This window comes from Corallincola platygyrae (assembly GCF_039544265.1).
GTDB lineage: Bacteria > Pseudomonadota > Gammaproteobacteria > Enterobacterales > Neiellaceae > Corallincola > Corallincola platygyrae.
This window is the reverse complement of the sequence record NZ_BAABLI010000014.1, coordinates 122,639-145,797: the sequence shown is the minus strand read 5'-3', so window position 1 is coordinate 145,797 and position 23,159 is coordinate 122,639. Positions and strand designations below refer to the sequence as shown.

27 protein-coding genes are annotated in these 23,159 nt (G+C 47.9%); 14 read left to right on the top strand and 13 right to left on the bottom strand.

Features of this window, described 5'->3' with window-relative positions:
• Window positions 1-122 precede the first annotated feature (122 nt).
• Window positions 123-983, top strand: a complete 861-nt coding sequence (locus tag ABEA14_RS11970; protein WP_345340247.1) for a hypothetical protein — start codon at window positions 123-125, stop codon at window positions 981-983.
• On the opposite strand, the gene ABEA14_RS11965 is transcribed toward ABEA14_RS11970, so the two are convergent.
• Window positions 980-1,600 (bottom strand): GDSL-type esterase/lipase family protein, encoded by a 621-nt coding sequence (locus ABEA14_RS11965; protein ID WP_345340246.1) that lies wholly within the window; start codon window positions 1,598-1,600, stop codon window positions 980-982. The genes ABEA14_RS11970 and ABEA14_RS11965 overlap by 4 nt on opposite strands.
• 26 nt (window positions 1,601-1,626) lie before the next feature.
• The gene (locus ABEA14_RS11960) at window positions 1,627-1,905 is read right to left on the bottom strand and encodes a hypothetical protein (RefSeq protein ID WP_345340245.1); all 279 of its coding nucleotides are present in this window, start codon (window positions 1,903-1,905) and stop codon (window positions 1,627-1,629) included.
• A gap of 406 nt (window positions 1,906-2,311) precedes the next feature.
• Between ABEA14_RS11960 and ccoN the strand changes: the two genes are divergently transcribed.
• The 12 genes from ccoN (at window position 2,312) to ttcA (ending at window position 12,976) form a co-directional block, all read left to right on the top strand.
• Window positions 2,312-3,751 carry a cytochrome-c oxidase, cbb3-type subunit I gene (ccoN, locus tag ABEA14_RS11955; protein WP_345340244.1) on the top strand — a complete coding sequence of 480 codons (1,440 nt, stop codon included), beginning with the start codon at window positions 2,312-2,314 and terminating at the stop codon, window positions 3,749-3,751.
• A 14-nt stretch (window positions 3,752-3,765) separates the two neighbouring features.
• Entirely contained in the window at window positions 3,766-4,377 is a 612-nt protein-coding gene (gene ccoO, locus ABEA14_RS11950) for a cytochrome-c oxidase, cbb3-type subunit II (RefSeq protein ID WP_345340243.1), read from the top strand.
• 9 nt (window positions 4,378-4,386) lie between these two features.
• Complete coding sequence (locus ABEA14_RS11945) at window positions 4,387-4,560, top strand: cbb3-type cytochrome oxidase subunit 3 (protein WP_345340242.1); 174 nt, start codon at window positions 4,387-4,389, stop codon at window positions 4,558-4,560.
• Between the two features lie 3 nt (window positions 4,561-4,563).
• Complete coding sequence (gene ccoP / locus ABEA14_RS11940) at window positions 4,564-5,526, top strand: cytochrome-c oxidase, cbb3-type subunit III (RefSeq protein ID WP_345340241.1); 963 nt, start codon at window positions 4,564-4,566, stop codon at window positions 5,524-5,526.
• Window positions 5,527-5,660: 134 nt separating this feature from the next.
• Window positions 5,661-6,152, top strand: coding sequence for a FixH family protein (locus tag ABEA14_RS11935; RefSeq protein WP_345340239.1), 492 nt, complete (start codon window positions 5,661-5,663; stop codon window positions 6,150-6,152).
• Between the two features lie 27 nt (window positions 6,153-6,179).
• Window positions 6,180-8,585 carry a heavy metal translocating P-type ATPase gene (locus ABEA14_RS11930; protein WP_345340238.1) on the top strand — a complete coding sequence of 802 codons (2,406 nt, stop codon included), beginning with the start codon at window positions 6,180-6,182 and terminating at the stop codon, window positions 8,583-8,585.
• The gene (gene ccoS, locus ABEA14_RS11925) at window positions 8,582-8,746 is read left to right on the top strand and encodes a cbb3-type cytochrome oxidase assembly protein CcoS (protein ID WP_345340237.1); all 165 of its coding nucleotides are present in this window, start codon (window positions 8,582-8,584) and stop codon (window positions 8,744-8,746) included. Before ABEA14_RS11930 ends, ccoS begins: the two co-directional genes overlap by 4 nt.
• The gene (locus tag ABEA14_RS11920; protein WP_345340236.1) at window positions 8,746-9,426 is read left to right on the top strand and encodes a sulfite exporter TauE/SafE family protein; all 681 of its coding nucleotides are present in this window, start codon (window positions 8,746-8,748) and stop codon (window positions 9,424-9,426) included. Before ccoS ends, ABEA14_RS11920 begins: the two co-directional genes overlap by 1 nt.
• Before the next feature lie 95 nt (window positions 9,427-9,521).
• Window positions 9,522-10,235 (top strand): fumarate/nitrate reduction transcriptional regulator Fnr, encoded by a 714-nt coding sequence (fnr, locus tag ABEA14_RS11915; RefSeq protein ID WP_345340409.1) that lies wholly within the window; start codon window positions 9,522-9,524, stop codon window positions 10,233-10,235.
• A gap of 143 nt (window positions 10,236-10,378) precedes the next feature.
• Window positions 10,379-11,311: a universal stress protein UspE gene (gene uspE, locus ABEA14_RS11910; protein ID WP_345340235.1), complete on the top strand. Its 933-nt coding sequence runs from the start codon at window positions 10,379-10,381 to the stop codon at window positions 11,309-11,311.
• 100 nt (window positions 11,312-11,411) lie between these two features.
• Entirely contained in the window at window positions 11,412-11,957 is a 546-nt protein-coding gene (locus tag ABEA14_RS11905; protein WP_345340234.1) for a hypothetical protein, read from the top strand.
• 113 nt (window positions 11,958-12,070) lie between these two features.
• Complete coding sequence (gene ttcA / locus ABEA14_RS11900) at window positions 12,071-12,976, top strand: tRNA 2-thiocytidine(32) synthetase TtcA (RefSeq protein WP_345340233.1); 906 nt, start codon at window positions 12,071-12,073, stop codon at window positions 12,974-12,976.
• A 43-nt stretch (window positions 12,977-13,019) separates the two neighbouring features.
• Here the strand turns inward: ttcA and ABEA14_RS11895 are convergent, their stop codons facing one another.
• The 7 genes from ABEA14_RS11895 to htpX form a co-directional block, all read right to left on the bottom strand.
• Complete coding sequence (locus ABEA14_RS11895) at window positions 13,020-13,631, bottom strand: DUF2987 domain-containing protein (RefSeq protein ID WP_345340232.1); 612 nt, start codon at window positions 13,629-13,631, stop codon at window positions 13,020-13,022.
• A gap of 44 nt (window positions 13,632-13,675) precedes the next feature.
• Window positions 13,676-14,341: a glucosaminidase domain-containing protein gene (locus ABEA14_RS11890; RefSeq protein ID WP_345340231.1), complete on the bottom strand. Its 666-nt coding sequence runs from the start codon at window positions 14,339-14,341 to the stop codon at window positions 13,676-13,678.
• A 171-nt stretch (window positions 14,342-14,512) separates the two neighbouring features.
• Window positions 14,513-15,307, bottom strand: coding sequence for a YciC family protein (locus ABEA14_RS11885; protein ID WP_345340230.1), 795 nt, complete (start codon window positions 15,305-15,307; stop codon window positions 14,513-14,515).
• Between the two features lie 111 nt (window positions 15,308-15,418).
• Window positions 15,419-15,970 (bottom strand): YaeQ family protein, encoded by a 552-nt coding sequence (locus ABEA14_RS11880; RefSeq protein WP_345340229.1) that lies wholly within the window; start codon window positions 15,968-15,970, stop codon window positions 15,419-15,421.
• Between the two features lie 21 nt (window positions 15,971-15,991).
• Entirely contained in the window at window positions 15,992-16,636 is a 645-nt protein-coding gene (locus tag ABEA14_RS11875; protein WP_345340228.1) for a LysE family translocator, read from the bottom strand.
• Between the two features lie 8 nt (window positions 16,637-16,644).
• Window positions 16,645-17,385: a Sir2 family NAD+-dependent deacetylase gene (cobB, locus tag ABEA14_RS11870; RefSeq protein WP_345340227.1), complete on the bottom strand. Its 741-nt coding sequence runs from the start codon at window positions 17,383-17,385 to the stop codon at window positions 16,645-16,647.
• A 116-nt stretch (window positions 17,386-17,501) separates the two neighbouring features.
• The gene (gene htpX / locus ABEA14_RS11865) at window positions 17,502-18,383 is read right to left on the bottom strand and encodes a protease HtpX (RefSeq protein WP_345340226.1); all 882 of its coding nucleotides are present in this window, start codon (window positions 18,381-18,383) and stop codon (window positions 17,502-17,504) included.
• 275 nt (window positions 18,384-18,658) lie between these two features.
• Between htpX and pepE the strand changes: the two genes are divergently transcribed.
• Window positions 18,659-19,357 (top strand): dipeptidase PepE, encoded by a 699-nt coding sequence (gene pepE, locus ABEA14_RS11860; RefSeq protein WP_345340225.1) that lies wholly within the window; start codon window positions 18,659-18,661, stop codon window positions 19,355-19,357.
• A 6-nt stretch (window positions 19,358-19,363) separates the two neighbouring features.
• Here the strand turns inward: pepE and bioD are convergent, their stop codons facing one another.
• The 4 genes from bioD to bioB are packed head-to-tail and all read right to left on the bottom strand — an operon-like array spanning window position 19,364 to window position 23,055.
• Entirely contained in the window at window positions 19,364-20,035 is a 672-nt protein-coding gene (gene bioD, locus ABEA14_RS11855; RefSeq protein WP_345340224.1) for a dethiobiotin synthase, read from the bottom strand.
• Window positions 20,032-20,862 (bottom strand): malonyl-ACP O-methyltransferase BioC, encoded by an 831-nt coding sequence (gene bioC / locus ABEA14_RS11850; protein ID WP_345340223.1) that lies wholly within the window; start codon window positions 20,860-20,862, stop codon window positions 20,032-20,034. Before bioC ends, bioD begins: the two co-directional genes overlap by 4 nt.
• Complete coding sequence (bioF, locus tag ABEA14_RS11845) at window positions 20,849-22,009, bottom strand: 8-amino-7-oxononanoate synthase (RefSeq protein WP_345340222.1); 1,161 nt, start codon at window positions 22,007-22,009, stop codon at window positions 20,849-20,851. Before bioF ends, bioC begins: the two co-directional genes overlap by 14 nt.
• Before the next feature lie 5 nt (window positions 22,010-22,014).
• The gene (gene bioB, locus ABEA14_RS11840) at window positions 22,015-23,055 is read right to left on the bottom strand and encodes a biotin synthase BioB (RefSeq protein WP_345340221.1); all 1,041 of its coding nucleotides are present in this window, start codon (window positions 23,053-23,055) and stop codon (window positions 22,015-22,017) included.
• Between the last annotated feature and the right edge of the window lie 104 nt (window positions 23,056-23,159).

Here is a 23,159-nt window from a genome sequence, read left to right as displayed (position 1 = left end):
ATTATGTTAAATATAGTATCTGGTAACAGTGATACCTCTCTCAATTCTTATCCCCCTATTAGAGTTCTAACCTGTTTACCGCTATGTCTAGCTAACACCTATTTATCGCGTGGGAATTAATAATGCGTCGTTGGCTCATTGGTTTGTTCTCTGTTGTACTTAGCTCCGCTTTGTCTGCTCAGACAATCGTCTGGATAACCGATGACCAGAGAGATGAAGTTGCGTTAACTTCCCATGAACCATTCTCGATTGGTGTAGACACAGTGAAGTTGGTAATGAAGTCTCTTCCTCAATATCACTTTGATATTCGCGTCGCATCAGTCTCTGGTATCGACAAGGAACTCTTTACCAATCCAAATGCCTGTGTCGCTAATCGATTAAAAAACAGTGAGCGACAATCCAGGAATTACTTTTCTCAACCACTCAACCTTCACCTCGGCCCTAGATTGTACTTTTTGAAAAATAGAACCGTTATTCCACCTCAGCTTATCGATGCCAATGGCAAACTCACGTCTATTCACTTGCTGTTAAGTCAAAAGCCGAGAGTTGTTCTTGGTTTGGCTAGTGATGCTTCTTATGGAAAACGTTGGGACGCTGAACTACACAAAGCGACCAAAGAAGGCATTTCGATGTTCAGTGTCGACAACAGATACGACACAAACGCCATGTTGCTAAGTAATCAGATGGTTGATTTAATCGTTGACTACCCTACGCAAATCAAACACCAAATAGCCCAGCACAACCTTTCTGAGAGCGAAATTGAATCGATAAGTCTCGCTGGTGCACCCGAGTTTCTCGTCACCTATATAGCGTGCAGTAAATCGGAAATTGGCGCTAAATTCATAGAAGATGTGAATCAGACGCTATCCAATCTGTATGAGACAAACGACTTCTTAAAGGCGCACACATTACACATTGACCAAAGCACCGTACCGGCCTTTAAAACAAACCTGAACCAAGTGTTAAAGGAGCAGAAAAACTAGTTGGGTGACGCCAATCTATCAACTACTACTTCCGCAATTTTTAGCCCAAATTTCTCATGCGCACTTTCCGTCCAGTGCACACCTTCATTATGATCAGGCTCAGCATGCTGCCGAGCATCGACGTAGCCTAACCCATTTTGAGCGGCTACATTTTCAACTTCTATTGCCTGCAAAGCAATCTGTGGAGCGTTGAACATCGGAGTGAACTCTCCTTCTGGAAGAATTTCTGTCGGGCTGACCAGTATTATCTCCGAGATTTGACCCGATGCCTCTTCAATTTCACGTATTGAGCCCACCAAGCCGATCAAGTTTCTTATAGTCTTTTCGACGGTCATGTTTACGTTAGAGAGAAAATCGTTAGTTCCTAAGGCTATCACCACCAACTCTGGTCGATGTTCTGCAACAAGCCCCTTTAGTTTGGGAAGAATTAAATCGTTATCGCCATAAGGCATATCACGTTCGGATGTCCGACCCGGCAACCCGGCTTCGATTACTGTGAATGCAGGCGCTAATTGTTTGGCTAATACACCAGGCCACCGACAACGCTTCTTATACCTCTTCCCTGAGGGTGCATACCCCCAGGTATTGGAATCACCAAAACAAAGAATCTTTTTCATAACCCCTGTCAGTCCAAACCACTCCCTTAGCGCGGAGCATCGAAAACAAAGTGCCACTCTTCTAAAACGCCCTCGGTATTCACGGTATTCAGCGTCAGCTTCCAGCGCATATCTTTTTGGGTGCAGGAAGCAAGATACATATCCGCAACAAAAACACCTTCAGCATCTTTCTCAAACATCACCGGAATGTAACCCATATACATGTTGTCACCGCTTAGTTTTGCGCTTTCAACCATCAAGCCCTTTTGACTGAATTTAACATGGGCAGGCATGGCAATTTCAGTCTCAAAACTATCGGTTTCCAACCAAAAAACTGCGTTATGGGCCTGGTTGGCATCAACACACTGGATTTTAGCCGGTACGCACCCCTCTATGTCGCCTATTAAGGGCTTTTGGCTTCCATCACAGCCCACCATAAAAAACGGAAAAATCAGTAATATTGCTGTAGTTAAACCAGCCCTATGCTCACATTTCATGCGCTTCGTCTCACATCTAATTTGAACAGCAAATATACCCTCTGGAACTGTGGGGGCATCGCTATCTTTTTACAAATGAGTGACGTAGAATGCGCGGCGTTTAACCCTAGCAAAACAATTCAACTCATTTTTAGTGAATTGTAACTGGCGGTTTTACTCTCAAACTATAACAATTTAACGATTCGGTAATTTTAAGCCGAACAACGTAGCAAGAAGCACCAGCGGAAGCACGATTATGAGCCAAGCAAGCACGTCTCACGCTGATTATAACTACACTGTTGTGCGCCAATTCACCATCATGACTATCATCTGGGGAATTGTTGGCATGGCCGTGGGGGTTTTAATTGCAGCCCAGTTAATCTGGCCAGCGTTAAACTTTGAAACACCCTGGCTGACATACAGCCGTCTCAGACCTCTTCACACTAACGCAGTCATTTTTGCGTTTGGTACGTGTGCCTTAATGGCAACATCACTTTATGTCGTACAACGAACCTGTCAGACACGTCTATTCGGTGGCCCGCTAGCCAGTATCGTGTTTTGGGGATGGCAGCTCATCATTGTATCGGCGGCAATCACTCTGCCTATGGGACTGACAACGTCCAAAGAGTATGCAGAGCTGGAATGGCCAATTGATATTTTAATTGCGGTGGTATGGGTTATTTATGCCGTCGTATTTTTCGGCACTTTGGTAATCCGTAGAACTTCCCATATTTATGTGGCGAACTGGTTCTTCGGCGCTTTTATTATCACTGTTGCTGTTCTGCACATTGTTAACAGCATGGCTGTGCCTGTGTCACTATGGAAATCATATTCCATTTACTCAGGCGCGATCGATGCCATGGTGCAGTGGTGGTACGGTCACAACGCCGTAGGCTTCCTGCTCACCGCAGGTTTCCTAGGCATGATGTACTACTTCGTGCCTAAACAGGCCGGTCGTCCGGTATACTCCTACCGCTTGTCGATTGTTCACTTCTGGGCGTTGGTTAGTCTTTATATCTGGGCTGGCCCGCATCACCTGCACTACACTGCTCTGCCAGACTGGACACAGTCTCTGGGCATGGTGATGTCAATCATCCTGTTTGCACCATCCTGGGGTGGCATGATCAACGGTATCATGACCCTGTCAGGTGCATGGCACAAACTGCGTACTGACCCAGTTCTGCGCTTCCTGATTGTTTCTCTGTCTTTCTACGGTATGTCGACCTTTGAAGGTCCGATGATGTCAATCAAGACAGTTAATGCTCTGTCTCACTATACCGACTGGACTATCGGCCACGTGCACTCAGGTGCGCTAGGCTGGGTAGCAATGGTTTCGATTGGTTCGGTATACCACTTGATCCCTGCCCTGTTTAATCAAAGCCGCATGTACAGCACTAAGCTGGTAAATGTGCATTTCTGGTTAGCAACAGTGGGGGTTGTGCTTTACATCGTCGCTATGTGGATCAGCGGAATCATGCAGGGCATGATGTGGCGTGCGGTAAATACTGACGGCACCCTGACCTACAGCTTTGTGCAGGCTTTGGAAGCATCTTATCCATTCTACTTTGTTCGCTTTGTAGGTGGTGCAATCTTCCTCGCCGGTATGTTTGTGATGGCGTACAACGCCTTCAAGACTATCACTGCGCCAGATGGTTCTCTTGAAGAGATCACTGAAGGCGAAGCGCAGCCAGCATAAGGAAGTCGCAGAAGATGAAATTTTCTCACGAATTAGTCGAAAAGAATGTTGGCCTGCTGGCGATCTTTATCGTTATCGCCATCAGCTTTGGTGGTCTGGTAGAGATCACGCCATTGATTTTCCAAAAAGACACTACAGAGCCAGTTGATGGCCTGCGCCCATACACTGCACTTGAGATGGAAGGCCGCGATATCTACATCCGCGAAGGGTGTAATGGTTGTCACAGCCAAATGATTCGTCCTTTCCGTGCAGAGACTGAACGTTATGGTCACTACTCGGTTGCCGGTGAATCTGTATGGGAACATCCGTTCCTATGGGGTTCTAAGCGTACAGGCCCAGATCTGGCACGTGTGGGCGGTCGTTACAGTGATGAGTGGCACCGCATACATCTGATAGATCCTCGAGCTGTGATCCCTGAATCCAATATGCCGGGCTTCCCCTGGTTGGAAGATAACGCGGTAGGCAGCGAGTTGACGTTGAAGAAGATGCAGGTATTCCGCGACCAATTTGGTGTGCCTTATGGTGATGATGCAGCGTTAGAAGCTGATGTCGCCAGTCTCGAAGGCAAAACTGAGATGGACGCGCTAATCGCGTATCTTCAGTCCCTGGGTACAGCACTCAAGTAAGGTGCAATGATGGATTACGGAACGTTTAGAGGCGTACTAACAATCATCATCCTGGTGGTGTTTATTGGAATTGTTGTCTGGGCATATAGCAAACGTCGCAAATCAGCTTTTGACGAAGCTGCCAATATGATTTTCGACGAGAACGATGCTCAACAGGACAAAGACAACAAGCGGGAGTCATAAAGAATGAGTACTTTCTGGAGTGTTTGGATCATTGTCCTCACCCTCGCCTGCCTGGGCTTATGCGCAGTCGTGCTGTGGTGGTGCATGAAGGACAAAATGGGTGTCGAAGAAGGCGAAAGCATGGGCCACGAATTCGACGGTATTGAAGAGCTTAATAATCCACTGCCTCGCTGGTGGAGCATTATGTTCATCATTACCTTCATTTTCGGCTTAGGCTATCTGGCGCTCTACCCTGGTTTGGGTAACTTTGCTGGCGTGCTCGGTTGGACGAGTTCTAACCAGGGCATTAAGTCACTGGAAGAATCAAAAGCGGCCGCGGACAGTGCTGAAGAAGCGGGGCTGCTGGTTCAGTATGACCGTGAAGTTCGGTTCAAAGACGAACGTTTCAACGAAGTGTTAAAGCCGTTTGTTGAGCGTGAAATCATTGATCTAGCCTACGACGCAGAGGCTCTGCGTATCGGGCAACGCTTATTCCTGCAAAACTGTGCACAGTGCCACGGCTCAGATGCTCGCGGTGGCATCGGCTTCCCTAACCTGACCGACGGTGACTGGCTCTACGGTGGTGAACCAGAGACGATCAGGCAGACCTTGTTGCACGGCCGCGTCGCCGCCATGCCTGGTTGGTCGAGCATGGGTGAACAGGCCATAGAAGAATTGGCGTCCTATGTGCTGAGCCTGTCAGGTCGTAAGGTAAATGAACGCGAAGCGGCAGCGGGCAAACTCAAGTTTGCAGCCTGTGCAGCCTGTCACGGCGTGGATGGTAAAGGTAATCAAGCGCTTGGCGCACCGAACCTTACTGACAATATCTGGCTTTACGGTGGTTCTCGTAAAGCGGTTATCGAAACACTGGTTAATGGTCGTGCGGGTGTAATGCCAGCATTTAAGGACACTCTCGGCGAAGACAAAATACACATCATTTCAGCCTATGTGTATCGCTTGTCCAATCCTGAGAAACCAGCAGAATAATTCAGTTAACCTGCTTGAGAAAAAGCCGCTTAAAAGCGGCTTTTTTTATGCCTGTCACTAATTCTAACCATGTACAGGTTTTGTTAGCGCTATTCGTCAGTATAATGAGGCCGCCTAACTAAAAGAGTATTCCCATGCAGTCTCCCTGGTATAAACAATTTTGGCCCTGGTTCCTCATCGCTTTACCCGGCACAGCGGTAATTGTCAGCTTTACCAACTTATACATTGCCAGTAGCAACGCACCCGATATGGTGATCGATGATTACTATAAAAAAGGTAAGGCAATTAATCTTGAGCTTGCGCGAGAGAAGCGTGCTGCAGAGCTTGGTATCGTGTTAGAGGCTGCGTTTTCCGACAATAACGGCGGTGTTCAGTTATTGGTCACTCATCAAGGTACCAAACCTCAGCAATTTGGCGCACTAAAGCTGCATCTATATCACCCTACATTAAGCGAAAGAGACTATCACCTTACCCTTACATCTGATGCTCAAGGTAATTACAAGGCGGACCTGCCTAGTTCATTCAGTGGCAAGTGGCGCCTGACGATAGAGTCACTGACGGATGACTGGCGACTCCAGAATTATCTCGATTACCCAAATCAAACAAAGTTGACTCTCGCACCTTAAAACCTCTTGAATTAGGAAGCACCGCGCGTGGGTAACTGTTATCACTGTGGCGAAGAAATCCCGGCACACGAAAACCGTAAGGTAATGATTGATGGTCAGTCGCGCGCCATGTGCTGTGCCGGTTGCGAAGCCGTTGCACAAAGTATTGTAGATGCAGGGCTATCCAACTTTTATCGTTATCGCACCGAGCAAAGTGACAAAATTGAGCCACCCACAAAAGAACAACTGAACGAGCTGCTCGCTTACGACCTGCCTGAAGTACAGCAAGAGTTTGTCGCCGAGCATGAAACCTACCATGAGGCCGTTTTAACCGTTGAAGGAATACGTTGCGCGGCTTGCGCATGGTTAATTGAACATCAGTTAGGCGCGCTGGAGGGTGTCGTCCGCGTCACAGTCAATACCACAACACACCGTTTGGTGCTGCAATGGCAACCTGATGCTCTACCACTTTCTGACATCCTGACTCACATCCAAACCATTGGCTACAAAGCCGTCCCATTTCAACCCGGTGTTGAAGAAGCGGATTATAAAAAGCAATTTCAGAAATACCTGATCCGTTTGGGCATTGCGGGTTTGGCGACGATGCAGGTAATGATGTTCGCCGTCGGTCTCTATTTTGGCGTGTTCAGCGATTTGGATGAAGAGTTCCGCGATCTGCTCCGTTGGACCAGCATGATTATGGCCACGCCTGTTATCCTGTATTCATCCTTACCTTTTTACCGTAACGCCATTATCGGGCTTCGCGCTAAACATCTGAATATGGACCTTCCTGTGTCCATCGCTTTGCTTTTGGCTTATTCAAGCTCTGCCTACGCCACCCTTACCGGCACTGGTGAAGTGTATTTTGAGTCTGTCTCCATGTTCGCTTTCTTTTTACTGCTTGGACGCTTCCTGGAGATGCGTGCCCGTCGCAGAGCCAGCGAGATTGGCAGCAACTTGCTAAAACTTTTGCCAGCAAAAGCCAACTTAGTCTCAAATGTCGGAAGTATTGAACTGGTCGCCGCATCATCATTAAAAGCGAACGATAAGATCCGGATTGTGCCAGGAGATACGGTACCTGCAGACGCGAAAGTCATTGAAGGTGAAAGCCGATTTGATGAATCAATGCTTACTGGGGAAAGCTATCCTGTCTCTAAAAGGTTGGATGGAGTAATTTACGCCGGCACTGTCAACCGCGAACAAGTGGTTGTAGCAGAAGTGTTGAGGGATAGAAATCATTCCGTACTCAGCGATATAGTAAGGCTGCAAGCTGCTGCTCTAGATCAAAAACCTAAAGTCGCGATTATCGCGGACAAGATTGCTCGCTGGTTTATTCCAGTCCTGCTGATTATTGCAGCCCTGACCTATACAACTTGGTTGTCAATTGATGCCAACGAAGCTTTTTGGATCACGCTTTCTGTTTTGGTGGCGACTTGTCCCTGCGCTTTAAGCCTAGCCACACCCACCGCAATTACTTGTGCCTACGCAAATTTGAGCCAGTTAGGGTTAATGATTCGTCGTGGCCATGTGCTGGAGGCCTTAGCAAAAACAACTCACGTTGTTTTCGATAAAACCGGCACGCTAACTCATGGCAAACAGCAGGTAACGGAATTCAGGTGTTACCGACGGGATGATATTGAACGTGCTAAACAGATAGCGCATTCATTAGAAGCGGGCCAGCATCACCCTATCGCAAAAGCAATTTCTAGATATTGTAAAGAGCAACCAATATTGCCAGCGACCGACCATCAGACAATTGTCGGCCAAGGCGTGAGTGCGGTTATTGATGGACAACGCTGGTACCTGGGCCGTCAGAAGTGGTTAGATGACTTGGGTATCAAATCTTCAGATCTTTATTACGGCTCGAATGCAGTGCTCGCTAATGACACAATAGCCATTGCGAGTTTTGATGTAGGTGACGCGCTAAGAAGCGATGTGTCGTCTTTATTAGGCAAGTTCAAAAAACTTGATATTCAGGCCACCGTGCTCACCGGTGATGATTCTGAGAGCCACTACCTTACGCTTTTGTCTGCAGGACTAAAACGCGATAACTATCACGGTGGCCAGCTTCCAGAGGACAAACTGTCTCATCTCAAATCGTTACAGGCTAAAGGTCATAAATGTATCGCGCTTGGTGATGGCATCAATGATGCGCCTCTACTAGCGGCAGCAGATTGCTCCGTTGCGATGGGCAGCGGTACGGATTTAGCAAAAGTGAGTGCAGATACCGTGCTGCCCAGCAACAAGCTCAGCGTGTTGCTGGCTGCATTGGAACTGGCTAAACGCACCGCAAGTATTACCAAACAAAACTTGGGCTGGGCGCTGGCATACAACCTGTTTATCATCCCGTTAGCAGTTAGCGGCTATATAGCGCCCTACTTTGCTGCGCTTGGCATGAGCCTGAGCAGCCTACTCGTGGTAAGTAACTCGATGAGGTTATTAAAAACCAAATGAGCATACTTTATATCTTGATCCCCATTGCCATCGTTTTTGTCTTTATCGCCATTGGCATTTTTGTCTGGGCAGTCAAGAGCAACCAATTTGAAGATCTTGAACGTCACGGCAGCGACATTCTGTTTGATGAAGATGAGCCGTCAAAAAGGGACAAACAATAGTGGAGCCACTGCTATATCAACTTGGCGCAGCATTTTCAGTTGGTCTTCTTAGCAGTGGACATTGCGCGGGCATGTGTGGCGGTCTCTCCGCGGCACTTCTATCCGGCTCAAACGAACGAACTTTTTTAAAGGCCCTGGCCTTATCTGCCGGCAGAGTTTTCAGTTACGCTGTGGCAGGTTTTCTGGTCGCACTCACGGCATCTGCTCTAACGCAACTAGCCGAAGCGAAGCACTGGATAGTGACAACCCAGATACTTGCCGGTGTCATGGTGATTTTAGCTGGGTTATACATTACAGGCTGGTACCGTGGCCTAACCTACATCGAGCGCGCAGGTGCAGGAATTTGGAAACGTCTTCAGCGTCTAGCAAAAGCTTTTTTGCCTATCCGTACGATTCCCACTGCATTCTGTTACGGCCTCGTTTGGGGATGGCTACCGTGCGGGCTTGTCTACAGCACGTTGACCTGGAATTTATCTGCAGAAGCGGCATGGCACGGCGCAGCCGTTATGTTTTGTTTCGGACTGGGTACGCTTCCATCTATGTTGTCCCTAGGCATGTTGGGAAACCGTGTTGCAAAACTATTAAGTAATCGAGGGTTTCGTAACCTCGCGGGAGGATTTGTGATCGCTTTGGGGTTGTTTACACTCTTATCCGCGCTTGATCGCAGCACTTGGTTCTAAACATGTGAAATTGAGTGTATCATTAATTAACTGAGATCAATTTTAGGTAAAGTATGGGATACGATAAAGCCAGTGGAGCAGCAGGCTCACGAGTTATGAACGGCGCGTGTGCGATTCATTGTCAAAACTGTAGTATCAGTCAGCTCTGCATACCCTTTACGCTAAATGAAAATGAACTCGACAAGCTTGACGAGATCATTGAACGTAAAAAGCCAATCCACAAAGGCGATGAGCTTTTCCAGGCCGGTGACGAACTAAAAGCGCTTTATGCCATTCGTTCGGGCACAGTTAAGAGCTATACCATCACTGAACAAGGCGAAGAGCAAATCACTGCTTTCCACCTTGCCGGTGATATCGTTGGCTTTGATGCAATCAACACGGGTCAGCATCAGAGCTTCGCACAAGCACTAGAAACCGCCATGGTCTGTGAAATTCCCTTCGAAACCTTGGATGATCTATCCGGCTCAATGCCAAAGCTGCGTCACCAGGTAATGCGACTGATGAGCAACGAAATTGTTGGTGACCAGGAAATGATCGTGCTGTTGAGCAAGAAAAGCGCAGAAGAACGTTTGGGTGCTTTTATCTACAGCCTTAGCCGCCGTTTTGGTGAGCGTGGTTTCTCTCCTAAAGAGTTCCGCCTAAGCATGACCCGAGGCGATATTGGTAACTACCTTGGTCTTACGGTTGAGACTATTTCACGCTTACTTGGTCGTTTCCAGAAGAGCGGAATGATAGAAGTAAAAGGCAAGTACATCACGGTACTTGACGACGATCAGCTCACTGAATTGGCGGGTGCGTCAAACGAATAAACATCTAAGTCGCTGGATCTTCTAATGGTTGATCCAGCGCAACCCTCCCCCCTATCACTTTCTCTCTAAAAGTCCTACATTTAACTACGAGCCCAGTGTTCTATCCTTAGCTCTGTTCTACTCTTTTAGGGTTTGGAGGATGTATGGCCAACTTCACATCAATTCTTGTTGTGGTTGATCCCACACGAAATGAACAGCCCGCGCTTAACCGAGCTGTTGAACTCGCCGTAAAGACCGGTGCAAGCCTGAAGGTCTTCCTAGCTATTTACGATTTCTCTTATGAAATGACCACTATGCTTTCGGGTGAAGAGCGTGAAGCGATGCGAAGTGGTGTTATTGCACAAAGAGAAGAGTGGTTGTCTGAACTAGTTGAGGCGTACAGCGATAAGTCGTTAACCATTCAGGTTAAAGTCGTATGGCATAACCGCCCCTTTGAATCAGTTATTGAAGAAGTGCTCAAAGATGGCCACGACATTATTATCAAAGCGACCCACGAACACGACAAGCTGAAATCCGTCATTTTCACCCCTACTGACTGGCACTTGATGCGTAAATCCCCTGTGCCCGTGCTTCTCGTTAAGCAACACGCCTGGCCTGCCAATGGCAATATTCTTGCGGCAGTGAATTCAGGAAGCGAAGAGGAAGCACATATATCCCTGAACGAACAGATCATTACTGAAGCCAACGATATGGCGGGCCTGCTGAAGGCCGACGTCCATTTGGTCAATACCTACCCCGGTACTCCTGTAAATATCGCCATCGAAATTCCAGAGTTTGATCCTAAGTCATATAACCAGGCAGTATGCGACCATCATGTCAAAGAGTTGCATAGGGAAGCGGAAAAACATGGCGTTTGTACCGCAAATTGCCACGTCAAAGAAGGTTTGCCTGAAGACGTTATTCCCCGCCTGGCTGAAGAGCTTGATGCAGAGTTAGTTATCCTGGGTTCTGTTGGACGAACCGGACTTTCCGCTGCCCTTATCGGCAACACAGCGGAACATATTATCGATAGCCTTAACTGTGATGTTTTGGCCCTAAAACCAGAAGGATTTGTATCACCTATACAACTTGAATAAGTCGGCAATCCTGACGCAGCAGCACACCCTACACATAATTACTAAAAGGGGTGATTGCAATTATTCACACCTGTGTGAAACCTTGCAAAGGACGATAGCAATGAGAATCGAAGAAGGCGAAGCGCTGCTTGATCAACTAAAAGAAACAAAAAGCGCGTTTATAGAAAGTATTAAAGAGTGGGTCTCTGACCAACCAGAAGAGGCCTGTATCAAAACCCACCTCCCCATGGGACTGTATGCGACTATTTATGAAGGCCAGCCGAGAAAGTTCTTAGAGGGGGTTCAAGTCACCTGCGTTAGTGAGCAGGCTATCCAAGACTGGTTAAAACATATTCCTGACTCAGCATCGATGAAACAAGTGTTTTCCGAATGGTTTGGGAAATATGATTCGAATGAAACAACGCCCTTCCCCAGCCAGTCCTTAATCGCTTCCAACGACGCCATTATCTTCGGTGAATACTCAATGGAATATAGCGACATGCAGCTGGTTGAACTGTTGCAGCTTTATCGCTTTTTTATAAAGGTTTATCCGCAAAAGGTGTGCCCTCAGGTAGAACAACCTGCCGTAACATCATCTCTGAGTTTAAAACGCATGACGGTTGCGCCGTTTAAGTTCGCCCGTCGTTTTGCTGGTGCCCACCGCTAACAGCATTTGTTCCCATCTCAATTTGGTTTGATAAGGCCTTACTAAATAGGCCTTATCAAGTCGTGTTCCTAGCCGTATAATACGCGCCCTCAAAGTGATGTGGAACAATTCAGATGGCAACCCCAAAAGCACAATACAACGCCAACAAGCTTCAAAAGCGGTTACGTAATGCCGTTGGTCGCGCGATAGCCGACTTCAATATGATTGAAGATGGTGATCGTGTGATGGTGTGCTTATCCGGCGGTAAAGACAGCTACACCATGCTGGAGATCTTAGGCTCTCTGCAAAAGAGTGCACCCATCCACTTCGATTTGGTCGCGGTAAACCTGGACCAAAAGCAACCAGGTTTCCCCGAGGATGTTTTACCCGCTTATCTTGACTCGCTTGATATCGAATACAAGATCGTCGAAGAAGATACCTACAGTATTGTGAAAGACAAAGTGCCGGAAGGTAAAACCACCTGCTCGCTCTGCAGCCGATTAAGACGGGGTGTGCTTTACCGGACAGCGAAAGAACTTGGTATTACCAAGATTGCACTTGGGCATCACAGAGATGACATTCTGGAGACACTGTTTTTGAACATGTTCTTTGGTGGGAAACTAAAATCGATGCCGCCAAAATTGGTTAGCGATAACGGTGAACATGTGGTTATTCGCCCGCTTGCATACTGTCGAGAAAAGGACATCATTCCTTTTGCAGAACAGAAACAGTTTCCCATCATTCCATGTAACCTATGTGGTTCTCAAGAGAACCTGCAGCGTAAACAGGTAAAAGCCATGCTTAATGAGTGGGACAAACGATTTCCTGGCCGCATAGAAACCATGTTCCGAGCTATGCAGAATGTGGTCCCCTCCCATCTCGCCGACCCATCACTGTTCGACTTTGCAACGATAAAAGCCACCGGCACGCCTGTCGAAAATGGCGATACGGCATTTGACCGAGAGTCTTTTGAAGACACATCGATGACGTCGCCGGAGTTCCAGCCAGTGCAAACATTGGACGTTGTAGAAGTCAGATAGTACAGACAGGGCAGTCAGTAAAAAGGCGCCTACTGGTGCCTTTCTACTTTGTTGCTAACCACAATGAAATTCTTGATGGTTGAGAAGAAAAGTGCAAACTACCCATCTCGCTTAGTTGCTTGAGACTAATGAGTTGCTGTTCAGACACCTCACCTTGTTCAATTTCAGCGCCACTAGCGCTCAAATATGAAACACTCGAAGGCACCTCAAAATCTACAGTAATCCCCTGCTGGTTTGGCAATAAAATACTTCCGACACCAGCAAAGTCGCGCATCAATGCATACAGTTGTTCCGCTTTGTTCTTTAGATCCTGACTGCGATAATCAGTTTGCGGGCGCTTTAGCTCAAGTGAAATGCTTAATTCACAGGCTGATTCGGATTCAACGGTAACGAACGCTTTATCAGAATAGAGCTGTTTCTCATAGGGAATATACAAACGGCCCTTAGCTGTATATACAAGAGGTAACTCATAGTTTTTATTAAAGATTCGCCCACCTGTAATATCACAAGGCTGATCTTTGGCATTGACCTTATAAAAATAGAAACCCACATCGCTATCTGCATAATTGCCTTTATAGAGCACTTTTAAACGCTGATAGAAAGGCTTGTATTCCATGGTGACCGATTCGAAGCTTTCTCCCAAGGCCTGCTGCATCGGTAGAAGACAGCATAGCGACAGCACCACTAGTTTTGACTTTATCATTGCGTGACAACCTCTCGAATCAATCCCTGGTTCTGCCGCAACATCGCTTGAAGCTCATCGACGTAGGCTTCACCTCGCTCTGAATATGCAGTTAGTCCCTCAAACAATGAACTCGCCTCAACTAAATTACCCTGTTGATGGGCGATAAAGCGAAGGTCCCGAAGGTGTTTGTATGAGGGATGAGTATTGAGATTTTTGAAATAAGCCGAGATGGCTTGCTCCATGTTGCTAAATGCCGCAACCTCATGAACTGCGTTTTCATCACGATGCTTTGGCACCAAGCCACACCCCTTTTTGAAACACCAGAGGCCGAAAAGGTTATTGCCTTCCCTCGCAAATCTGGAAGTACCCCACCCGGACTCATTAGCCGCTTGGATCAAAACGAACTCTAAAGGGAGAATGTCCAAACGCTTTAGCAATGCGTCGAGGCTTTCAACTGACAGGTCGAACCTATCAAGGCGGTACGCGACTGCAACAGCCTGCAACCTATACAACGTTTGATTTGAAAGGTGCCCTTTTGACTCCAGCTCATCACGCATCTTTAAGATTTGCAACCGCTCTTGGGTGATGCGGCCATTAAGCGCTTCTACATAAGGCGCCAGATAAGCAAAAAACGCTCGTTTTCTTGCCTTAGTATCTGAAATCTCTGCAAAAACAGGCAACCTAGTTTCCTGAACCTGCTCGCCACTCGCTTGGCTTGTAATCTGGTAGTGACGATGCAGCCAAACCATTAACAGCAGGCTAAACGAAACAACTAGAACACCTGCTATGAAAACCTTATCTCTCTTAACCATACGACTTAACTGGTTCAATACGCTTTTAGCTGTTAGAAGTTAGGCAGAAAAACTGCCCTGATCGTCGCTGGTGCTGTCAGACGGTACGTTTTCCGGCTCCTGCTCCAACTCCTTGAAAATCTCTTGATACATAAATCCTTTAGCGTAGTAGAGCATGGGTAGCCCCCAAATCAGCACCAAGCTGAATGCCAAAGTACCTTTAACTGCATCCATACCCTCTCCTGACATGTAGACTGCCATTGGCAAAGCGCCCACCGCCAGTACAGGTGTGATTGCCAGAAAGACTAAGAATACTTTGAACCACTGATGGTGTGCAGCGCGAATAGAAATAATCACCGACTGCATCGGAGATAGCCCTTTTTCCAGCATTAGCATCAAGGCAAAAGTAGTGCCTACCGCAATATAAATGCCGGGAAGAATCAGCAGTATCAATCCCACTTGCACAAGGAAAGTAATGATCACCTGAACCAATGCCAGCGGCGCAAAATACTTGAGGAAGTTAAACATGTCGGTCACTGCGATGGGGCCACCTCGCGTGCGCCTTAGAGCCATCATATCGAGCCCGGCCCAAAACGGCGCAGCCACAAGCGTAGCGACCAGATTACCAATACCACTCATACTCTGGTTATCTTCTGCGCCACCACCAAACATCATGACGATCCCGTACTGAACGCCAATGCTTACCGCCATCGCAAACACGAAGCCAATAATCACAGCTAACTTGTCTGCCTTGGTAACTTCCCAGCTTTGCTTTAAAACGGACTTAACACTGAACGTGTATTTGCCTGAAATGGCGCGTTGAATGACAGGGTTGTTTTTAGGATCGTTGAACATCAGCATCTAATCAGAGTTATTGTTGGCGGCAATTATATAGACCTGTGCAAGATGAAGATAGCGGTACACTTTCAAACAAGCTAATCGCCATACTCTCGCAGTCAAACCAGGTTATCTCGGTAAATGCAGCGCGCCTGAACCTGACACAAAGTTTGTATCAAGCAGACTGAAACGCCCACTATAGTGCCCTTCTGCGGTTGATATGTTGAGTACGCCATCGCTGAGGTCCAGAGACCATCGGTGGTTTAATAACTCTTCGTCTTCCAGTGCCTTAACTAACGCACGTTCGATAACCCAAACATCTGCGCCTTGATAGTGGTGTGGTTTGAAAGCGTCATCAGTCACTTCGTCGTCAAACATCAGCAGATGAAAAGTCTGGTAAGTGTTGATAAGGCGTTTTATCCGGTGCTCACCAGTTATACCTAGCACAACCCCCAATGCCGCATCATCGGTATATATATCGGGTAGCTCAGCGCTATCCAGATGGTGAGAGAAACGCAGTTCAGCTTCATGAAACAATGCGAAAGCCAACAGGCGAAGATAAAGGTGATCGGTCACCTCCATATGGTCCAGGGAAAGTGTCGTATGGCATTTGTAATACCGACCTTCGTCTTCCAGGGAGACGTCTGCGTGTAGTTTATGAACCAGCGTTTTATCTGACACCTTGCTCCCCAAAAACCTTGATTAACCTGCAGCTGCGAACAGATCAATTAACAACTTGCCCGCAATAATCCACAAAGCAATACCGGTTACCCGCTCAAGCCAATGGCTTTTTTCTCGCAACTTACTACGGAACTTAGGGCTGCCGATAAACCAAGCCAGCAGACTGAACCATGCAGCCGTTGCGATAGCCATATATACGCCGTAGAACAGCTTAACGATTAGCTGTCTCTCAGGAGAGATAACGACGGCAAACAACGCAATGAAAAACAGTGTAGCTTTCGGGTTTAACCCGTTTGTCAGCAACCCTTTAATATACGCCCCCTGATGCGCATTCGCGGCTTGTTCCTGTGATTCGCTACCTGCACTTTCACCCAGTGGTTTCGCAGTGATCCCTCCCCAGCCCAAGTAAGCCAGATAGGCTGCAGCGATGACTGTAAACCCGTTTAACAGCATTGGGGATTGATTAAACAGTACTGATACACCTGCTAATGACAGTGCAACATGCCAGAGTATGGCTGTACCCACGCCCAACGCCGTGACTATCGCAACGCGCCGGCCTTGCCGAATAGCCGTTTGTGTCACAACAGCAAAATCAGGCCCCGGGCTTGCGACCGCAAGACCGTGAACTAGAACGATGGTTAAAAACTCGGGAAACCAATTGTGCATATAAAAATTTACTGCGGCAGCGCCTGAAAATAGTCAACAAACTCCGGCACGAGCGTACCCGCAGGTCCGTAATATGTATAGTCAAAATCGGTGCTGCCGGAAGATGGCTCAAGGTTCAACTCCAACGTTACTGCACCATTGAGCTTAGCTTCGCGGCAAAACCCCGCGGCAGGATAAACATTCCCGGAGGTGCCAATAGAGATGAATAATTCACAGCCTGCTAATGCCTGGTAAATGCGATCCATCTCCATTGGCATTTCACCAAACCAGACAATGTCCGGCCGCAATGTTTCTCTCAAGCCGCAGCAATCGCAAGTGTCTCGTTCAGTTAAGGTCAATGGTGCAGGGTAAACTTGCCCCGTCACCTCACACCGTATTTTCAACAACTCACCATGCATATGTACTAACGATTTTTGGCCAGCGCGCTCATGAAGGTCATCGACATTTTGTGTGACAACCAGAAGCTCACCGCCTACCAGTGACTCCAATGCCGCCAACGCATCGTGTGCGGAGTTTGGATGAGTGGTATCAGCAAGCAATTGTTCACGCCGGGCGTTGTAAAACTGGTGAACTAACGCAGGATCTCGTGCAAAACCTTCTGGCGTCGCTACATCTTCTATACGGTGATCTTCCCACAAGCCGTCCGAAGCCCTGAAAGTGCGAATACCCGACTCTTGTGAAATACCAGCACCTGTTAGCACAACAACGTTACTTGGACGCCTGCTAAACGGTAGCGAAAACTTTGTCATAACCCCTCCTTAGTGGTTTCAGCTTATCACCGGTTCCCAAAGTCGTTAATCGCGCTAGGTCACGTAATTCCCTAATTTTAGATACAAAAAAGCCCGCAAATGCGGGCTTATTCGAATCAGCGCATATTGCGCAATGCTTCGATCCGTTTATCCAATGGCGGGTGACTCATAAATAGCTCCGCCATGCTTTTCTTGCCGTTAATACCAAAGGCGGCAAGTTGGCCATCGAGCTGAGACTCCGGGGCAGGCTGCTTTAATCGTTCAAGGGCAGCGATCATCTTATGCTTACCTACCAGCTTTGCAGATCCCTCATCGGCCCTGAATTCACGTTGGCGCGAGAACCACATGACGATGGTGCTGGCGAGAATACCGAACACGAGTTCCAGTACCATGACCACACCAAAGTAGGCTAAACCACCGAGACCACCGCCCTCTTCATCCCCGCGGAGGAAGTTATCGATAATGCTGGCAACGATACGCGCAAAGAAGATAACGAAGGTGTTCACGACACCTTGAATCAAACTCATGGTCACCATGTCGCCATTGGCAATGTGGCTCACTTCATGGGCAAGTACGGCCTCGGCTTCATCTCGTGTCATGTTGTTGAGCAGACCGACACTGACAGCAACAAGTGCATCGTTACGCTTCATACCAGTCGCGAACGCATTGACTTCCTGGCCTGGATAGATGGCCACTTCCGGCATACCAATGCCCGCCTGAGCGGCCTGACGTTGCACTGTTTCCAGCAACCAGCGTTCAGTCTCATTGGCGGGTTGAGTAATCACCTGGGCGCCAGTAGATCGCTTCGCCATCCATTTTGATATCGCCAGAGAAATAAATGAGCCACCAAAACCGAAAACGGCGGCAAGAACCAACAGTGAAGGAATATTTCCCCGACTGTATTGCAGTCCGGTCATTGAGAAAATGACGTTTAAGACAATGCCCAACACCAGCACAACAGCCAGGTTGGTCGCGATAAAGAGCAGGATGCGTTTCATAAATGAGAACACCTCTTATTTAAACCTAAGGAATTCATATGGTCAGTCTGACCATTTTCAAGGCCAAACTACTCAGAGAAAATTGTAAAAAGTGTAAATCCAATAAAAAGCCACCTGTGACGCAGGTGGCTTTGACGATATCTTGGGAGACATGTGTAACACAGTTACACCACATCGGGTGATAAAGCCGATGTGTACAGCCAATATAGTGTATTCTGCTTCGCTGAACTATGGACCAAGTTCAAATTCTGTTCTTAAAATAGTCACAAAATATTATGAAAAATTTATTGCTGCTAAGTAGCTCTCGCTACGCAGACCATCCTTACCTTGAGCAACCCCTGGCTTATATCCGCAGCTTTCTGCCCGATGGCGTGAAGCGCGCGGCTTTTGTGCCTTACGCCGGTGTTACAATTACCTACCCTGAGTACCATCAAATGGTTTCTGAGGCTCTAGCCACTCTAAATATCGACATTATAAATGTGGCAGAAGCTGAATCGCCAACACAGGCGATAGCTGACGCAGAGTTAATACTCGTCGGCGGCGGCAACACGTTTGAATTGTTGAAACAACTCTACGAAAACGAGTTGCTGCATGCCATTCGAGCAAAAGTCGAATCGGGAACGCCATATATTGGGTGGAGTGCCGGCAGTAACATGGCTGGACCGACAATCTGTACCACAAACGATATGCCTATCGTAGAGCCGCCAAGCTTTAATGCGCTAGATTTGGTTCCCTACCAAATCAATCCCCATTTTACCGACGCCACGTTGCCTGGGCATAACGGCGAATCTCGCTCCCAGCGCCTGGCAGAGTATCTGGTCATGAATCAAGATCAGAAAGTTATCTGCCTTCCGGAGGGCTGTGCTATTGAAGTTCGGAGCGACAAACATACTTACCTTGGCGTAAGTGCTGGTAAACAACTAACACTGGGCGTAGACCAACCGTTGAACGACGGAGAGATTTTCTTAAGTTAAGGCGCCCTAACCTAACTTGTTACGCAAACTATCAAACGCCGGGGTCGACAAGAACCGTCCCCGGTAGCCCACTTCTCCCAACAAAGGGGCGCTGATCATGCGTTGCAGGGTTGTCACATTTTCACGATACAAAGGCATCTCCTCACTTGGTGAATTGGCAACCCAGCCCACCAATTGGCCACCATCAGCCTGTATCTGCTGCGCGGTAAGTAGCGCATGATTCAAACAACCTAGCTTCATACCTACGACCAGAACAACATCCCAACCCGCAGAAACTGGAAGTGTCGATAGCAACTCCTCATCATTAACGGGAACCAACCACCCCCCGGCCCCCTCTACCAAACAGGCATCGGCATCGTTTGGTTGGTTTGCGTAATGGCTTTCGAGGGTAGATAAAGTGCAAACACCGTTATCAAGCTTTGCAGCTAAATGAGGAGACGCAGGCGTTTCAAAGCATACGGGGTTTACCTGGTCGTAACTTCGTTTGACGTTAATCACATCGAGCAGAGCCAGCGCATCGTCGTTTTTTAACTGCCCTTCCAACCATTCGGCCCCCGCAGCTACAGGTTTGAATGCACTTACCCTTAAACCCTGATCGATCAACAGGCGAATCAGGGCACAGCTAACATATGTCTTACCAGCATCAGTATCTGTGCCAGTGACAAAAAACGTTTTCAACGCTTAACTCCATTGTCGCTTCGTTCTAACACCAATATTCCCACCTGATAAGTTGCTGGCAGGTCACCGTCATTGTTTCTATAAGTCTCGTAAGCTGAAAGTAGCCTTTGCAGATCCGCCTTACCTAGCGGTGTTGGCCGCGCATTTTCGGTAACAACATTCGCGCCCACCTTTTTTAGCTCTCTCGTCAATCCGGTGAGTCGAGCGTAAGGCAGGGTCAGCGTACGTTGTATCAGTTCATGTCGGGAAAACTCGCTATTTGCCATCTCAGCACGCAACGCTTGCTCTGAGATAAATTGATTCACGTGTTGGTAGTTATCTACGGACTTCCATGCCTGGCTAAGTTCGGATAAAGAGCCCTGCATCAGGGTAGATAGAACAGCTTTACCACCGGGTTTGAGTACACGATAAAGTTCAGCCAATACGCGATCGAGGTTTTTGCACCACTGGACCATCAGATTGGAAAATACGGTATCAAAGGTATTGTTCTCAAACGGCAAATGTTCGGCATCGCCACGCACCCAATATACCGACTGTGATTCGATATTGCGCGAAGCAAATTTGAGCATATCGATGGACAGATCCATCGCACAAACGCTATCAGATTGTGTAGCCAACGCCTCTAGCTGAAGTCCTGTACCGCAACCCAGATCAAGCGTAGCGCCTAACGGCCTCACTTTGCATCGTTGTGGAGGCTGTTCTCGCAGTAACTCACGCCATAACAGTTCAGCGGTCAAACGCTGAAGCCTAGCCGCACCATCATAGCTATTCGCCGCTTTACCAAACTGGTTGGCGATCCGGTGCTTTAACTGGCTATACGCCGACATCGTTTAGCTCCTCAGCTAATGCTGCCACCAGCTTGTCAATATCTTCAGGCTTATGTGATGCGCTTAGGGTAATGCGCAGTCTGGCAGCTCCCTCTGGCACCGTCGGCGGTCTGATAGTGCCGACCCAAAAACCTCTACGCTTTAAACGTTCCCCGATCTCCAGCGTACGTTTCACGCTGCCTAATAACACCGGTTGGATCGCCGTTTTAGAATCCATAAGGGGTATATTTTCTGCTTGTGCTTTGAACCGGAATTGGCTGATTAACCGATTTAACTCATCACGTCGCCAGGCTTCTTCATCAAACGCTAGCGATAAAGCTGCTTCTATCGCGCAAGCTTGCGCGGGAGGCATGGCTGTGGTGTATATGTAGTGGCGTCCGTATTGAAGCAGATATTCAACTAGCTCATCCGAACCCGCGACAAAAGCACCCGAAACGCCCAATGCTTTGCCAAACGTGGCCATATAGATCCGGATCGCCATTGGCAGCACACTGGCTAAACTGCCCTTACCTTTGCCGGTGACACCAAACGCATGGGCATCATCAACCATAAGCCAAGCATCATGTTTATTGCAGGTGCCAGCAATATCATTAATCGGGGCCTGATCGCCATCCATACTGAAGACACCTTCAGTCACGACCAGCTTATTGCTCGCATCACGGCTGAGTTGCTGGTTCAGACTGTCCACATCGTTGTGTTTAAACCGCACCATCTTTGCAGCACTGTCTAATCCACTGTCTATTAAAGACGCATGGTTCAACTTGTCCTGCACCAACAGATCGTGTTTGGAAAGCAAGGCATGAAGTACCGCGCTATTGGCAGCAAACCCGGAGGAAAACAAAATAGCCTTTTGCTGACCGGTATAGTGCGCCAACTTTTCTTCTAACGATTGGTGTGCCTTCGCGTAACCGGTTATTAAGTATGAACCGCCGCTGCCAACGCCAAATTTATCTGCACCATGTTTCCATGCCGCAATCACTTTGGGGTGCTCAGCGAGGCCCAAATAGTCATTACTGGCGAAGTTTAAGAAACGCTTTTCATCTGAAACCAAATATCTACCGGCCCCGGCGACAAAAGCCGTTCGCTTACGCAGCAGCGACTGGCTGGCTTTTTGCGCCAGCTCAGTTCGTAGGTGATCAAACGCCATCTGGCTTACTCAGCCTGGTATGCAAGCTCATCTGTCTGCGCGTCTTTCACTGCAGACATGATAACGGCCTCGTGGGCCTCATCGCTGGCATCTTCTCTCTGTTCTACTTCAATGCCGAGCTTGTTAAACAACTTGTGATCATCTGAGGTTTCAGGATTTGGCGTAGTCAGCAATTTCTCGCCATAGAAGATCGAATTTGCACCAGCCAGGAATGACAGTGCCTGCATTTGCTCATTCATCTTTTCGCGACCAGCTGAAAGACGAACATAAGACTTAGGCATCAGAATGCGCGCTACGGCAATGGACCGAATAAATTCAAATGGGTCCAGATCGTCAACCTGATCCAATGGCGTGCCTTTCACTTTTACCAACATATTGATCGGTACACTTTCTGGCTGCATTGGCAGGTTAGCCAGTTGCACCAGCAATCCGGCGCGGTCATGACGGGACTCACCCATACCAACAATGCCGCCAGCGCACACTTTCATTCCGGCTGCACGGACATGTTCAAGGGTGTCGAGACGGTCCTGATAAGTACGCGTAGTAATAATCTGTCCGTAAAACTCAGGCGAAGTATCCAGGTTGTGATTGTAGTAATCGAGGCCAGCCTGACCGAGCGCTTCCGCCTGCTGCGGGGTGAGCTTGCCAAGCGTCATGCAGGTTTCAAGACCCATCTCCTTAACACCTTCAACCATTTGTATCAGGTATGGCATATCTCGTTCTTTCGGGTTGCTCCAGGCTGCGCCCATACAGAAACGACTGGCGCCTTGCTGCTTGGCTTGTTTTGCCTCGTTTAGTACTTTCTCAACTTCAAGTAGCCGCTGTCGCTCGACATCGGTGTGGTAATGACCACTCTGGGGGCAGTATTTGCAGTCTTCCGCACAGGCGCCGGTCTTAATAGACATAAGCGTTGATACCTGAACCTGATTTGGATTGAAGTGCTTCCTGTGTACCGTTTGAGCTTTATACATCAGATCGTTAAACGGCAACTCAAATAAGGAGACCACTTCTTCGACGGTCCAGTGGTGGCGGCTTACATTTGTCATAATGACAACTCTTCCATTGATTCTTTTGTGATAGTCGCTAGTCTACTTTGCCTATACACACTGTCAACGCAGACCAGCCCTCAGGGTTTACAGCAGGTTACATA

What these genes read in the sequence shown, in the direction of transcription:
- ccoS (WP_345340237.1), top strand. Translation starts at nt 8,582, where the DNA reads ATGAGCATACTTTATATCTTGATCCCCATTGCCATCGTTTTTGTCTTT.
- ABEA14_RS11895 (WP_345340232.1), bottom strand. Translation starts at nt 13,631, where the DNA reads ATGCAGCAGGCCTTGGGAGAAAGCTTCGAATCGGTCACCATGGAATAC.
- ccoN (WP_345340244.1), top strand. Translation starts at nt 2,312, where the DNA reads ATGAGCCAAGCAAGCACGTCTCACGCTGATTATAACTACACTGTTGTG.
- ABEA14_RS11885 (WP_345340230.1), bottom strand. Translation starts at nt 15,307, where the DNA reads ATGTTCAACGATCCTAAAAACAACCCTGTCATTCAACGCGCCATTTCA.
- fnr (WP_345340409.1), top strand. Translation starts at nt 9,522, where the DNA reads ATGAACGGCGCGTGTGCGATTCATTGTCAAAACTGTAGTATCAGTCAG.
- ccoP (WP_345340241.1), top strand. Translation starts at nt 4,564, where the DNA reads ATGAGTACTTTCTGGAGTGTTTGGATCATTGTCCTCACCCTCGCCTGC.
- htpX (WP_345340226.1), bottom strand. Translation starts at nt 18,383, where the DNA reads ATGAAACGCATCCTGCTCTTTATCGCGACCAACCTGGCTGTTGTGCTG.
- cobB (WP_345340227.1), bottom strand. Translation starts at nt 17,385, where the DNA reads ATGACAAAGTTTTCGCTACCGTTTAGCAGGCGTCCAAGTAACGTTGTT.
- bioC (WP_345340223.1), bottom strand. Translation starts at nt 20,862, where the DNA reads ATGTCGGCGTATAGCCAGTTAAAGCACCGGATCGCCAACCAGTTTGGT.
- ABEA14_RS11935 (WP_345340239.1), top strand. Translation starts at nt 5,661, where the DNA reads ATGCAGTCTCCCTGGTATAAACAATTTTGGCCCTGGTTCCTCATCGCT.
- bioF (WP_345340222.1), bottom strand. Translation starts at nt 22,009, where the DNA reads ATGGCGTTTGATCACCTACGAACTGAGCTGGCGCAAAAAGCCAGCCAG.
- uspE (WP_345340235.1), top strand. Translation starts at nt 10,379, where the DNA reads ATGGCCAACTTCACATCAATTCTTGTTGTGGTTGATCCCACACGAAAT.
- bioB (WP_345340221.1), bottom strand. Translation starts at nt 23,055, where the DNA reads ATGACAAATGTAAGCCGCCACCACTGGACCGTCGAAGAAGTGGTCTCC.
- ABEA14_RS11905 (WP_345340234.1), top strand. Translation starts at nt 11,412, where the DNA reads ATGAGAATCGAAGAAGGCGAAGCGCTGCTTGATCAACTAAAAGAAACA.
- pepE (WP_345340225.1), top strand. Translation starts at nt 18,659, where the DNA reads ATGAAAAATTTATTGCTGCTAAGTAGCTCTCGCTACGCAGACCATCCT.
- ABEA14_RS11965 (WP_345340246.1), bottom strand. Translation starts at nt 1,600, where the DNA reads ATGAAAAAGATTCTTTGTTTTGGTGATTCCAATACCTGGGGGTATGCA.
- ABEA14_RS11970 (WP_345340247.1), top strand. Translation starts at nt 123, where the DNA reads ATGCGTCGTTGGCTCATTGGTTTGTTCTCTGTTGTACTTAGCTCCGCT.
- ABEA14_RS11875 (WP_345340228.1), bottom strand. Translation starts at nt 16,636, where the DNA reads ATGCACAATTGGTTTCCCGAGTTTTTAACCATCGTTCTAGTTCACGGT.
- ccoO (WP_345340243.1), top strand. Translation starts at nt 3,766, where the DNA reads ATGAAATTTTCTCACGAATTAGTCGAAAAGAATGTTGGCCTGCTGGCG.
- ttcA (WP_345340233.1), top strand. Translation starts at nt 12,071, where the DNA reads ATGGCAACCCCAAAAGCACAATACAACGCCAACAAGCTTCAAAAGCGG.
- ABEA14_RS11945 (WP_345340242.1), top strand. Translation starts at nt 4,387, where the DNA reads ATGGATTACGGAACGTTTAGAGGCGTACTAACAATCATCATCCTGGTG.